9 protein-coding genes are annotated in these 13,293 nt (G+C 72.0%); 5 read left to right on the forward strand and 4 right to left on the reverse strand.

What is annotated here, in order from left to right; genetic code table 11:
* Positions 1 to 15: 15 nt before the first annotated feature.
* On the reverse strand, positions 16 to 663 hold the full coding sequence (locus EES41_RS13525; protein ID WP_123078353.1) for a DsbA family protein: 648 nt from the start codon (positions 661 to 663) through the stop codon (positions 16 to 18).
* Positions 664 to 790: 127 nt separating this feature from the next.
* On the opposite strand from EES41_RS13525, the gene pepN reads away from it, so the two are divergent.
* Both pepN and EES41_RS13535 read left to right on the forward strand, forming a co-directional pair.
* Positions 791 to 3,376: an aminopeptidase N gene (gene pepN / locus EES41_RS13530; RefSeq protein ID WP_123078355.1), complete on the forward strand. Its 2,586-nt coding sequence runs from the start codon at positions 791 to 793 to the stop codon at positions 3,374 to 3,376.
* A 174-nt stretch (positions 3,377 to 3,550) separates the two neighbouring features.
* Complete coding sequence (locus EES41_RS13535; RefSeq protein ID WP_123078357.1) at positions 3,551 to 4,513, forward strand: hypothetical protein; 963 nt, start codon at positions 3,551 to 3,553, stop codon at positions 4,511 to 4,513.
* Here the strand turns inward: EES41_RS13535 and EES41_RS13540 are convergent.
* Entirely contained in the window at positions 4,489 to 5,394 is a 906-nt protein-coding gene (locus EES41_RS13540; protein WP_123078359.1) for a pyridoxamine 5'-phosphate oxidase family protein, read from the reverse strand. The genes EES41_RS13535 and EES41_RS13540 overlap by 25 nt on opposite strands.
* Positions 5,395 to 5,528: 134 nt before the next feature.
* On the opposite strand from EES41_RS13540, the gene EES41_RS13545 reads away from it, so the two are divergent.
* Positions 5,529 to 6,095, forward strand: a complete 567-nt coding sequence (locus EES41_RS13545; protein WP_123078361.1) for a CGNR zinc finger domain-containing protein — start codon at positions 5,529 to 5,531, stop codon at positions 6,093 to 6,095.
* Positions 6,096 to 6,369: 274 nt separating this feature from the next.
* Positions 6,370 to 9,693, forward strand: a complete 3,324-nt coding sequence (locus EES41_RS13550; RefSeq protein ID WP_123082431.1) for a S8 family serine peptidase — start codon at positions 6,370 to 6,372, stop codon at positions 9,691 to 9,693.
* A 118-nt stretch (positions 9,694 to 9,811) separates the two neighbouring features.
* Here EES41_RS13550 and EES41_RS13555 read toward each other — a convergent pair whose 3' ends face one another.
* A complete protein-coding gene (locus tag EES41_RS13555) occupies positions 9,812 to 11,302 on the reverse strand; it encodes a M28 family metallopeptidase (protein WP_123078363.1) in 1,491 nt (496 codons plus the stop codon).
* Positions 11,303 to 11,567: 265 nt separating this feature from the next.
* On the opposite strand from EES41_RS13555, the gene EES41_RS13560 reads away from it, so the two are divergent.
* A complete protein-coding gene (locus EES41_RS13560) occupies positions 11,568 to 12,596 on the forward strand; it encodes an aspartate-semialdehyde dehydrogenase (RefSeq protein WP_123078365.1) in 1,029 nt (342 codons plus the stop codon).
* A gap of 68 nt (positions 12,597 to 12,664) precedes the next feature.
* Here EES41_RS13560 and EES41_RS13565 read toward each other — a convergent pair whose 3' ends face one another.
* Entirely contained in the window at positions 12,665 to 13,174 is a 510-nt protein-coding gene (locus EES41_RS13565) for a DUF1203 domain-containing protein (protein WP_123078367.1), read from the reverse strand.
* Between the last annotated feature and the right edge of the window lie 119 nt (positions 13,175 to 13,293).

The raw sequence follows: 13,293 nt of genomic DNA on the forward strand, positions 1-13,293 counted from the left end.
TCCGCCGCCGGCCGGCTACGCGAAGTTGGGGCCCTGGGTGCGGGTCCGCTTGATCTCGTAGAAGCCGGGGATGGAGGCGACCATCAGGGTGCCGTCCCACAGCCGGGCGGCGGCCTCGCCGCGCGGGGCCGGGGTGACGACCGGGCCGAAGAAGGCCACGTCCTCGCCGTCGGCGCCGGGCACCGAGATGACCGGGGTGCCGACCTCCTGGCCGACCCGGTCGATGCCGTCGTTGTGGGAGGCGCGCAGCACCTCGTCGTACTCGTCGGAGTCGGCGTACGAGAGCAGCTCGGCCGGCAGGTCGAGGGCGGCCAGCGCCTGCGCGATCACCTCGCGGGTCGCGCCCTTGCCCTCGTTGTGGATGCGGGTGCCGAGCTCGGTGTACAGCTTGCCGGTGATCTCGTCGCCGAACTTCTGCTGTGCGGCGACGACGACGCGCACCGGCGCCCAGCCCTTGGGGCCGAGCAGCTCGCGGTAGCGCTCGGGCAGCTCGTCGAGCTTGTTCTCGTTCAGGACGGCGAGGCTCATCACGTGCCAGCGGACCTCGACGTCGCGGACCTTCTCGACCTCCAGCATCCAGCGGGACGTCATCCAGGCCCAGGGGCAGAGCGGGTCGAACCAGAAGTCGACCGGGGTCTTCTCGCTCACCTGGGTGTCGGACATGTCTCTCCTCGGGTGGTTCAGGGCATCCGTCTTCGCGTTCCCCCTGGCCAACCAGCACGCGTTCGCACGCATTCCCCCCATGGGAGGATTCGCTCGAAGGAACGCGACCACGCACGAAGGAGTGCACGTGCCCGGAGAGAATCTGTCCCGTGACGAGGCCCGCGAGCGGGCCGAGCTGCTGTCCGTCGACGGGTACGAGGTGGTCCTCGATCTGAGGTCCGCGGTGGAGGAGGCCGAGCCGGCCGAGGGCCCCCGGACCTTCCGCTCGGTGACGACCGTCCGCTTCCGGGCCGCGGCCCCCGGCACGGCCACGTTCGCGGACCTGATCGCCCCCTCCGTGAACACCGTGACCCTGAACGGGCGCGCGCTGGACCCGTCCGCCGTCTTCGACGGGGCGCGGATCGCCCTCAACGGGCTGGAGAACGAGAACGTCCTGGTGGTGGACGCGAACTGCGCGTTCAGCCGGACGGGCGAGGGCATGCACCGCTTCGTCGACCCGGAGGACGGCGAGGTCTACCTCTACACCCAGTACGAGCCGGCCGACGCCCGCCGGGTGTACGCGAACTTCGAGCAGCCGGACCTGAAGGCGCCGTACCGCTTCGAGGTGACCGCGCCCGAGGGCTGGCAGGTGTGGAGCAACGGGGCGGAGGAGTCCCGCGAGGGGCTGACCCGGCGCTTCGCCGAGACCGCGCCGATCTCCACGTACATCACCTGCGTGGTCGCGGGCCCGTACCACTACGTGACGGACACCTACACGCGCGGCGACCTGACGATCCCGCTGGGCGCGATGTGCCGCAAGGGGCTGGCGAAGCACTTCGACGCGGATGACGTCTTCCTCGTCACCAAGCAGGGCTTCGACTTCTTCCACGAGCACTTCGACTACCCGTACCCCTTCGGGAAGTACGACCAGGCGTTCGTGCCGGAGTACAACCTGGGCGCGATGGAGAACCCGGGGATGGTGACGTTCCGCGAGGAGTACATCTTCCGCGGCAAGGTGACCCGGGCCTCCTACGAGCGCCGGTGCAACACGATCCTGCACGAGATGGCGCACATGTGGTTCGGCGACCTGGTCACCATGAAGTGGTGGGACGACCTGTGGCTGAAGGAGTCCTTCGCGGACTTCATGGGCTCCTTCTCGCAGGTGGAGGCGACCCGCTTCGACCAGGCGTGGGTCACCTTCGCCAACAACCGCAAGGCGTGGGCCTACCGGGCCGACCAGCTGCCGTCCACGCACCCGGTCACGGCCGACATCCGTGACCTGGAGGACGCGAAGCTGAACTTCGACGGGATCACCTACGCCAAGGGCGCGGCGGTCCTCAAGCAGCTCGTCGCCTACGTCGGGCGGGAGGCGTTCCTGGAGGGCGCGCGCCGCTACTTCAAGGCGAACGCGTACGGGAACACCACGCTGGACGACCTGCTGTCGGTGCTCGGCGAGGTGTCCGGGCGGGACATGGCGCAGTGGTCGCGGGCCTGGCTCCAGACGGCGGGCGTGAACACGCTGACCCCGGTGGTGACCTGCGACGCGGGCGGCCGGATCACCGAGCTCGCCGTGGTGCAGGAGGGCGACGCCCTGTCCGGTCAGCCGGGAGCGGAGGCGGCCCGCCCGCACCGGGTCGCGGTGGGCCTGTACCGACTGGACACCGACGGGAGCCTGGTGCGGTACGCGCGGGCGGAGGCCGATGTGGCCGGTGCCCGCAGCGTGGTCGCCGAGCTGACGGGCCGGGAGCGGCCCGACCTGGTCCTCGTCAACGACGACGACCTGACGTACTGCAAGATGCGTTTCGACGAGGGTTCGCTGGCGACGCTGCGGTCACACCTGGGCAGTGTCACGGACCCGCTGGCGCGGGCGCTGTGCTGGTCGGCGCTGTGGAACATGACGCGTGACGCGCTGATGCCCGCGCGGGACTTCATCTCGCTGGTGCTGGCCCACGCGGGCCGCGAGAGCGATGTCGGCGTGCTCCAGATGCTGCACGGGCAGGCGCTCGGCGCGATCACCCACTACGCGGCGCCCGAGTGGCGCGAGCAGGGCGGGCGGGTGCTGGCGGCGTGCGCGCTGCAAGAGCTGCGCTTCGCCGAGCCGGGCTCGGAGCACCAGCTGACCTGGGCCCGCTTCTTCGCGGCGGGCGCGACGACGGAGGGCGACTTCCAGCTGCTGCTGGGTCTGCTGGAGGGATCGGCTCGGATCGACGGGCTGGAGGTGGACCAGGAGCTGCGCTGGGACTTCCTGCTCCCGCTGGCCGCGCACGGCGCCGTGGACGAGGGCGTCCTGCACGCCGAACTCGCGCGCGACGACACCGCGTCGGGCAAGCGGCACCAGGTGCGGTGCCTGGCGGCGCGGCCGTCGGCGGCCGTCAAGGACCAGGCGTGGGCGGCGGTGGTGGAGTCGGACGCGCTGTCGAACGCGCTGGTGGAGGCCACCATCGCGGGCATGCAGCAGCCTTCCCAGCGGGCCCTGCTGGCCGGGTACGCGCAGCCGTACTTCGAGGTCATCGAGCGGGTCTGGGCCGAGCGCTCGATCCAGATCGGCATGGACGTGGTGCGGGGGCTGTACCCGGCGTTGCAGGACGACGCGGCGACGCTGGCGGCGACGGACGCCTGGCTCTCCTCCCACGCGCAGGCGGCCCCGGCGCTGCGGCGGCTGGTCCTGGAAGCCCGTGACGACCTGGCCCGCGCCCTGCGCGCGCAGGCCTGCGACGCGGCGGCCGCGGGCTGATGCCGGCGGGCGGGGCGGGGCCGGTCAGGCGCCCGTCCCGCCCGGCGCGGCCACCCCGGCCGCTGCGCAGTGTCGGCAGTCGAACGCCCGTACTTTAGTGCGGGCTTGTCCCGATTTGCCGACGAAAATGTAACAGGGGTTAGCGCGGCCTCGGGCAGCGGGAGACTCCGCGACATGAACCACAACGCGCCCCTCCCCCTCGCCCACCTCACCGGCAGCCGGCCCCGCGTCCTGAGCCTCGCCCAGCTCCGCGAGCACGGAGTCACCGCCTCCGACGCCGCCGGCCGGCCCTGGCAGCAGATCCTGCCCGGGGTGTTCCTGCTCCACTCCGGCCCCGCGACCAGCGAGGAGCGGCTGCACGCGGCCCTCCTGTACGCCGGCCGGCGCGGCAACGACGAGGCCATGATCACCGGGCTGGCGGCCCTCGCCCTCTACCGGTTCGGCTCCGCCCCCGCGCTCCTCGCGCTCCCCCACATCGACGTGCTCGTCCCGAACACCCGCCGCCTGCGCTCCGCCGGGGACGTCCGGGTCGTCCGCGCCCACACCCCGCCCCTGCCCGTCGAGGTGACCGGCCTTCCCGTCGCGCCCGTGGCCCGCGCCGTCGCCGACGCCGTCGCCGGGCTCTCCGACGCGACGACGGTACGGCGCCTGCTCAGCGAGGCCGTGCGCGGCGGGCACTGCGAACCGGCCGCCGTGGTGCGGGAGCTGACGGTGGCCCGGCTGCTGAACCGGCCGCACGTCGTCGACGCCGTCGAGTCCCTCCTGGCCGAGGGCCGGGCCATCGCCGAGGACCGGCTCTACCAGCTCGTCCGCGGCTACGAACTTCCCGAGCCGGTCTGGAACGTGGACCTGCGGCTGCCCGGCGGCCCGCACCTCGGCGGGGTCGACGCCTACTGGCCCGAGCAGGCGGTCGCCGTCGAGATCGACACCCGGGCCCCCCGCCAGGGCGAGGACGAGCAGTGGTCCGAGTGCGTCCGCAAGCGGGAGACCCTGGAGCGGCTCGGAGTGACCGTCATCCACATCACCCCGCGCAAGCTGCGCGACTGGCCCGAACAGCAGGCCGCGGTGGTCAGGACCGCGCTGACGGCCTCCGTCGACCGCGAGCCGGCCGCCTACCTCGTCGTACTGCCCCGTTGAGGAAGCGGCGGACTGGCCGGCGAGTACTCCGGGGTGCTCCACAGCAGCCGCCCCGGATGCAGGCCCTCCACCACCGACTCGACATGGAACCGCACCCGGCGCCCCCCGTCGCCGCCCGCCCCGAACTCGGTCCCGGCCCGCCCGCTGAGCTGGAGCACCGCCCCGGTCTCCCAGTCGGGGAACAGCAGCCCGGCCCGCTCGTCGGCGGCCAGGTTCCCCAGGGTCAGGAACATCGCGTTGCCTGGATAGTCCGGCCAGGACAGCTCGCCCGGCCCGTGCACCTCCACGAACCCCGGCAGCCCGCCCCGGTGGCTCGCCTCCACCGCGCCCTCGGCGGTCGTCGTGACGAAGAAGGTGTCGGCGGCGCGGACGGCCCGCTCCTGGCCGGGGGTGAGCGCGTCCCCGCGCCCCACGACACCGGCTCCCTCCGCGACGAGCTCCAGCGGCTCCCGCTTCTGCAGGTATTTGGGACAGTTTCCGAAGACGCGCTCCGCGGCCACGGCGAACCCGCCCGGCGTCACCGCGTCGAGCGTCCCGTTCAGCCGCAGCCGGCGCCGGGTGCGCGGGTCGAGGGAGATCGTCCCGACCCGGGTGCCCACCGTGGCCAGCGCCCCGGCGAGCGGGTCCCCCTCCGGTAGTCCGCCCTCGACCTCGATCCGGTCCGGCCCCGTGGCCCGTACGAAGCCGGGGGCCGCGGTGAGCAGGGAGGCCCAGAGCCGCCCCGTACCGTCGGCGGCGCCGACGACCAGGTGGGGCTGCCGGGCGAGGAAGAGCGCCGCGGCGCCCCGGACGTCCGGCCCGATCGACCGGCCGACGTGCTCGGCGAGCTCCCGCACCCCGACCCGGTCCTGCACGGCCAGCGAGCCCCAGTGGTACGCCATGGCGCCGCTCCCTTCGTTCACCCCACCCCGATTTCCTAACCTTCTAAATCAAAATTAACGGTTAGGGCGTCGGGCGTCAACCGGTCACGTACTCTTGAAGGGTTAGTTGGCACACGCGGGAGGCGGGCGGGGACATGGCGGCACAGACGGCGGATCCGCGCCCACTGACCGGGGAGCCGGTCTCGCTGGACCTGCTGAACACGCGCTGGATCGCGGACGGCGAGCCGCTGGACCTGTTCGCCGGCGCCGCCGGCCTGACCCGGGTCGAGGGCCTCGCGGTCTGGCTGGAGAGCGTGGGGCTGGCCGGCCGCTTCCGGGCCGACGCCGCGACCCTGGTCCACCTGCTGACCGCCCGCGAGTCGCTGGCCCGCGCGGTGGCCGACCCCGCCGACACCGGCGCCCGCGAACTGGTCGACGCCGTCCTCGAACACGGGCGGATCCGCGCCACCCTGACCGCCGAAGGCCCGGGCGAGCGCGCCGAGTTCGCCGACCCCGCCTGGGGCCCGGCCTGGCTGGCCGCCCGCGACTACCTCGGCCTGCTGGAATCGGCGCCCGACCGGATCCGCACCTGCGCCTCGCCCACCTGCGTCCTGCGCTTCCACGACATCTCGCGCAACGGCACCCGGCGTTGGTGCTCCATGGCGGCCTGCGGCAACCGCGCGAAGGCCTCCCGTCATTACGCGCGCACGCGCGAGCGCTGAAGCGGCGAAAGTTGTCACACCCGACCTCCGGCGGAACGCCGCCGGAGGTCTGACGCATGGCCGCCAAGTCGACAAATAGACCGAACGGCAGCGGTGTTTGATGCCGCTCTGCGCCGGTACGGGGCCACTGGCATGTTCCCCGCGCTGGCGAGTTCCCGCCATGTCAGGTCTCGGTCAATGACAACCCTCCCCAAAGAGCTGTCACTTGCGCAAAGCTGACCGGTCATCCGGCACCGAAATCCGGACCGTATCTTTCACTTAGCCAGGGATGCTGATGACCCTCGAATCCCCCAGCTCCATATCCGGGGCCAGACGTGCGGCCCGTGTCGCGGCAGCCGCGGGCCTCGTGGCCGCGCTCTGCACGGCCGGAGCCATGCCGGCCTTCGCCGCCGGCACCACCCCCGCCCCGGGGAGCCCCACTCCGGTCAAGTCCGCGGAGCAGAAGCTCGGTTCCGCCGACGTCGAGCTGCTGCAGGAGGCCAAGACCAAGGGTGACAAGACCGTCACCGTGATGGTCGCGACCGCCCCCGGCGAGACCAAGCAGGTCGCCCAGCAGCTCGACGCCGTCCAGGGCGCCTCGGTGGGCCAGACGTACGACAAGCTCGGTTACGTACGCGCCACCCTGCCGACCGACAAGGCCGAGACCGCGCTGAAGGCGGCCGCCAAGCTGTCCTCCGTGCACGGCATCGACCTGCGGCACGAGATCCAGCTCCCGGACCCGCGGCCGTCCTCGGACCGCGAGACCGGCACGGTCAAGAAGACCGCGGCCGAGACCTACCCGGGCCCGGACAAGAACACCCCGGCGAAGAACCCGTACAACCCGTCCTTCGAGACCGGCGCGGTGGACTTCGTCAAGGAGAACCCGCAGGCCGACGGCCGTGGCGTGACCATCGGCATCCTGGACTCGGGCGTCGACATCAGCCACCCGGCGCTCCAGAAGACCACCACCGGCGAGCGCAAGATCGTCGACTGGGTCACGGCGACCGACCCGATCGCGGACAACGACGCGACCTGGCGCCCGCAGATCACCCCGGTCACCTCCACGGGCGGTGCCTTCACCGCCGGCGGCCAGAGCTGGAAGGCCCCCGAGGGCACCTTCCAGTGGAGCCGCTTCAGCGAGTCGATCACCGCCACCGGTGACATGAAGGGCGACGTCAACCGGGACGGCGACACCACCGACCGGTTCGGCATGCTCTACGACGCCGCCGCCGGCACCGTCCGCGTCGACACCGACCAGGACGGCGACTTCACCAACAACGAGCCGATGAAGCCGTACAAGGACGGCTACCAGGTCGGCTACTTCGGCACGGACAACCCGGCGACCGACGTCGCCGAGCGCATCCCGTTCGTGATCCAGATCCGCAAGGACGTCCCGATGGACCCCTTCGGGGGCGACTGGGCCGGCAAGAAGGCCGACTTCGTCAACATCGGCATCATCGAGTCGGAGCACGGCACGCACGTCGCCGGCATCACCGCCGCCAACAGCCTCTTCGGCGGCAAGATGAACGGCGAGGCGCCCGGCGCCAAGATCGTCTCCTCGCGCGCCTGCTCCTGGTCCGGCGGCTGCACCAACATCGCGCTGACCGAGGGCATGATCGACCTCGTCGTCAACCGCGGCGTGGACATCGTCAACATGTCCATCGGTGGCCTGCCGGCGCTGAACGACGGCAACAACGCCCGCTCCGAGCTCTACAAGAACCTCATCGACACCTACGGTGTCCAGCTCGTCATCTCGGCGGGCAACGAGGGCCCCGGCCTCAACACCATCGGTGACCCCGGCCTCGCCGACAAGGTCATCTCGGTGGGCGCCGCGGTCTCCAAGGAGACCTGGGCCGCCAACTACGGCTCCGGCGTGACCAAGAAGTACAACATGTTCCCCTTCTCCTCGCGCGGTCCGCGTGAGGACGGTGGCTTCACGCCCACCATCACCGCCCCCGGCGCGGCCATCAACACCATCCAGACCTGGCTGCCCGGCGCGCCCGTGGCCGAGGCGGGTTACACCCTGCCTGCCGGTTACGGCATGCTCCAGGGCACCTCGATGTCCTCCCCGCAGGCGGCGGGCGCCAGCGCCCTGCTGATCTCGGCCGCGAAGCAGCACAACATCGCGCTCAAGCCGGCCGGCCTGCGCGTGGCGCTGACCAGCACCGCGAAGCAGATCGCCGACGTCCCGGCGCACGCCCAGGGCTCCGGTCTGATCAACATCGTCGACGCGTGGGAGTCCATCCAGCGCGACGCGAAGGCCAACGAGTTCACCGTCAAGGCGCCGGTCGACACCGCGATCGACCAGTTCCTGAAGACCCCGGGCTTCGGCACCGGCGTCTACGACCGTGAGGGCGGCCTCAAGGTCGGCCAGAAGAAGGTCTACGACGTCGTCGTCACCCGCACCACCGGCGTCAAGTACGGCACCCGCCACGACCTGACCTGGCGCAACAACGACGGCACGTTCAAGGTCGTCGGCGGCTACGACTACGTCACGCTGCCCCTGAACAAGCCCGTCACGATCAAGGTCGAGGCCAAGGCCACGTCGGCCGGCGTGCACAGCGGCATCCTGCAGCTGGACGACGAGACCACCGAGGGCATCGACAAGCAGATCCTGACCACGGTCGTCGCCGCCACCCCGCTGGCGAAGCCGTCGTTCACGATGTCGGACACCTCCTCGGTGCAGCGCAACAGCCACAAGTCGTACTTCGTGACCGTCCCGCAGGGCGCCAAGACCCTTGAGGTCGCCCTCGGCGGCCTGGCGGCGGGCAGCCAGACGCGCTTCATCTCGATCCACCCGTACGGTGTGGGCGTCGAGGACAGCGCGACGACCCAGTGCTACCCGAACTACAACAACCCGGCCAACACCTGCCGCCCCGACCTGCGCTCGTACCCCGAGCCCACCCCGGGCGTCTGGGAGATCGAGGTCGAGTCGCGCCGTACGTCGCCGCTGCTCGACAACCCGTTCAAGCTGGACGTCAGCGTCCTCGGCGCGGCCTTCGACCCGGCGGTCAAGGTCCTCCCCGAGGTCAAGCAGGGCACCCCGGCGCCGGTCCAGTGGACCGTCAAGAACGACGGCGCGGCCATCTCCGGCGGCAAGCTCCAGGGCGGCGCGCTCGGTTCCGCGAAGGTCGCCAAGCCGACCATCGCGGCCGGTGAGACCCAGACCAGCACCGTCACCATCGGCGCGGGCGTCTCCCGCCTCGACGTGGCCATCGGCGGGGTCTCCGACACCGGTGCCGACCTCGACCTCACCGTCCTCAAGGACGGCGTGAAGGTCGGCTCGTCCGCCGACGGCGACTCCGAGGAAGCCGTCAGCCTGGTCAACCCGGCCGCCGGCACCTACACCATCGAGGTCGCGGGCTACGCGGTTCCGTCCGGCAGCACCACCTTCAACTACCGCGACGTGTACTTCTCGTCCGCCCTGGGCTCCCTCCAGGTCGACGAGGCCGCCGCGGTGAACCTCGCGGGCGGCGCCACCGCGTCCGTCTCGGCGAAGGTCCTGGCCGCCGCCCCGGCGCCCGAGGGCCGTCAGTTCTTCGGCGAGGTCAAGCTGCTCAACGGCCGCGGCACCGCCGCCGGCACCGGCAGCGTCCAGATCGAGAAGGTCCTCCCGTAACGGGTGACCGGCTGATCGCATGACGGAGGGGCGGGCGCCCGGATCGGGCGCCCGCCCCTTCGCCTTTCCCCCTCGCAAAGCCCCCGGCCCTTTTCCCCCCGGGCCCGGGGCTACGGGACTACTTGCCGAGCGAGCGCAGGTCCTGGGCGTAGGTGCCGACCGCGTGGGCGATGACGTCCAGGTTGGTGTCGAAGGCCTTGAGGTCGAGGTTCTTCAGGTCGTCGCCCGCACCGTGGTAGTTCGGGTCGTACGCGGCGCCGGCCGTGCCCCCGTACCGCTTGGCCTGCTCCGCGGTCTTGATGCCCTCGGCGCCGGTGAAGGTGCCGCCGGCCGGGATGCCGTTCGCGATGAACGGGCCGTAGTCGGAGCGGCCGTCGAAGTCGCTGCCCTCGTGCGGCTTGCCCTTCTTGTCGAGGAACCCGTTGATCAGGGCCTCGATCTGCGCGGAGCCCGCCGGGCCCGCGCCCTCGCCGCTCTTGTCGGAGTCGTCGCCGTCGTAGACGAACTGGACCGGGTTCGGCGAGGCGATCATGTCGAAGTTCAGGTAGAGGGCGATGTCCTTCTTCTGCCGCGCCGACAGCTGCGCCACGTAGTGCTCGGAACCCAGCAGGCCCAGCTCCTCCGCGGACCACCAGGCGAACCGCACCTTGTTGGCGGGCCCCTGGCCCTTCTTGTTCGCGCCCTCCTCCGCGAGCTTCAGGGCCACCTCCAGCAGGCCGGCCGAGCCGGAGCCGTTGTCGTTGATGCCCGGGCCCTCGGGAACCGAGTCCAGGTGGGCGCCGACCGTGACGACCCGGTCGGCGCGGCCGCCCTTCGTCTCCGCGATCACATTGCGGGTGGTCTTCCTGACGTGCTCCTGCTCCAGGTCCAGGCGGACCCTCACCTCGCCCCCGGCGGCGGCCGCGGCCAGCGCCTCGCCCTCGGCCAGGGTGATCCCGGCGCTGGGGATCAGGCCCTCGGCCGGCGAGGAGAAGCCGCCGCGCACCGGGGTGGTGCCGCTGTGGTTGTAGACGATCACACCGGCCGCACCGGCCGCCGCGGCGGCGTTCTGCTTCTCCACGAAGGTGCAGGACCCGCGCTTGACCAGGGCGATCTTGCCGGTGAAGGCACCGGCCGGGTAGTCGTCGGCGGTGCAGCCGGGGGTCTCGTCGACCCGGGCGAGCGCGAGCGGCGCGGTCAGCCCGGCCGCCGGGGTGGACGGGGTGAAGGTGAAGGCGGCGGTGGCCAGCTCGCGCGGCTCCGCGCCGAGGACGGTGGTCTTCTCCGTCTTCGTGTGCGCCTCGTAGATGTCGAAGTCCTGGTACGAGACCTCGTAGCCGGCCTTCTTCAGCGTGTCGTGGACGTACGCGGCGGAGGCCAGGTGGCCGAGCGTACCGGCGGCCCGGTTGCCGCCGTTGGCATCGGCGATCCGCTGGAACCTCGCCAGGTGGCGGTAGGCCCCGCGGGCGGTGACCTCCTCCACCAGTTCCCTGGCCAGCTTGCCGCTCCGCTGGTCGTGCGCGTGGGCGGCCGCCGGGGTGGCGGTGAGCAGGACGGGTGCGGCGACGGCGGCGGCCGCGAGGGCGGCGAGCGCCGGTATGGACCGGCGGCGGTGGCGGATGGCGCGCACGGTGGTTCTCCCCGAGGTTGGTGGTTCGTTCGCTATTCGGTCTGCCACGTCCGGACAACGGACACGACAGACCGGACGGTAACCGGCCGCGACCTGGCGAAACGGGCGTTCGGGGGAGGTGCAACACGCCCGCCACGGACTCGTCACACGGGTTCACGGCCAGGACACCGTCCGTACCTCGGACAATGGATTGGACAAGCCTCGTGGGGTCGAACGCATGATGGCTCCACGCGCGCCCGCGTCGTACGTACCAAAAGGAGTCACCGTGAGGGTCGGAATCGTCGGAGCCACCGGACAGGTCGGCGGAGTCATGCGCGGCATCCTCGCCGAGCGGAAGTTCCCGGTGGACGAGCTGCGGCTGTTCGCCTCGGCCCGTTCCGCGGGCTCGACCCTGGAGTGGGAGGGCCGCGAGATCACCATCGAGGACGCCTCCGCCGCCGACTACTCCGGCCTGGACATCGTGCTGTTCTCGGCGGGCGGCGCCACCTCGCGCGCCCTCGCGGAGAAGGTCGCCTCGCAGGGCGCCGTCGTGATCGACAACTCCTCGGCCTGGCGCGGCGACCCCGAGGTGCCGCTGGTGGTCTCCGAGGTCAACCCGCACGCGATCAAGAACCGCCCCAAGGGCATCATCGCGAACCCGAACTGCACCACGATGGCCGCGATGCCGGTGCTGCGCCCGCTGCACGACGAGGCCGGTCTGACCGCGCTGATCGCCACCACCTACCAGGCCGTGTCCGGCTCGGGCCTGGCCGGTGTGGCCGAGCTCAAGGGCCAGGCCGGCGCGGTCTCCGACGCCGCCGACCAGCTGACCTTCGACGGCGGGGCCGTGGACTTCCCCGAGCCCCGGGTCTACAAGCGCCCGATCGCCTACAACGTGATCCCGCTCGCGGGCAACCTGGTCGACGACGGCTCCTTCGAGACCGACGAGGAGCAGAAGCTCCGCAACGAGTCCCGCAAGATCCTGGAGATCCCGGAGCTGAAGGTCTCGGGCACCTGCGTGCGCGTGCCGGTCTTCTCCGGCCACTCCCTCCAGGTCAACGCCCGCTTCGCGCGCCCGGTCAGCGTGGCGCGCGCGTACGAGCTGCTGGCGCAGGCTCCGGGCGTGGAGCTCTCGGAGATCCCGACCCCGCTCCAGGCCGCCGGTCAGGACGCCTCGTACGTGGGCCGCATCCGCGTGGACGAGACGGTGGAGAACGGCCTCGCGCTGTTCCTGTCGAACGACAACCTGCGCAAGGGCGCCGCCCTGAACGCGGTCCAGATCGCCGAGCTCGTCGCCGAGGAGCTGCGCGGCTGATCCCGGTCACGGGCAGAGGGGCGGCGCCGTACGGGCGCCGCCCCTTTCGCGTCCCCGGCGCCGCGGGGTCAGGGAGCCCTTCGGACCTCGAAGAGGAAGCAGCCGAACTCGACCGCGCGGAGGTGGACGAGGGCGACGGCCGGATCGGCGAAGGCCTCGGTGAGCGCCTCCTCGATCTGCGCCTCGGGGTCGGCGGCCAGGGTCAGGACACGGCCTCCGAGGATGTGCCCCGCCGCGTCGTAGCGGCGGGCCGTGCGCAGGGCGCCGGGGTGGGCGAAGGGGTACCCGGTCCACGCCGCGGGGCCCGCGCAGTCGGCGGCGTGGATGAAGACGGGGCCCTGCTCGTCGTACGCGCCGGGGTCCGCGCCCGTCGCCGCGGCCCAGCGGCGCAGCGGGGCGTACGAGACGAGGGCGATGCGCTCGCCGGGCAGACTGCGGCGCAGGCAGCAGCGCAGCGGGGCGCCGCCCTCGGGGTCCTCGTACGGGCGGGCGGGCCGCCCGGCGTCGTCACGGACGCGCAGGTGCGCGAGGACGGACGGGGCGATCGGGAGCGCCGTGTGGGGCTTCAGCGTGGTCATGCACACCAGGGTGCGCGTCTGCGGCGGGCGAAGCTGGCGGAAATCGGACGTCGCGTACGGGGCCCGCGTTCGCTCGTGGATTACCCCGGCGCGGTGGCGGGGCCCGCGTGGAAGGATGG

The sequence above is a fragment of the Streptomyces sp. ADI95-16 genome (genome assembly GCF_003721495.1).
GTDB lineage: Bacteria > Actinomycetota > Actinomycetes > Streptomycetales > Streptomycetaceae > Streptomyces > Streptomyces goshikiensis.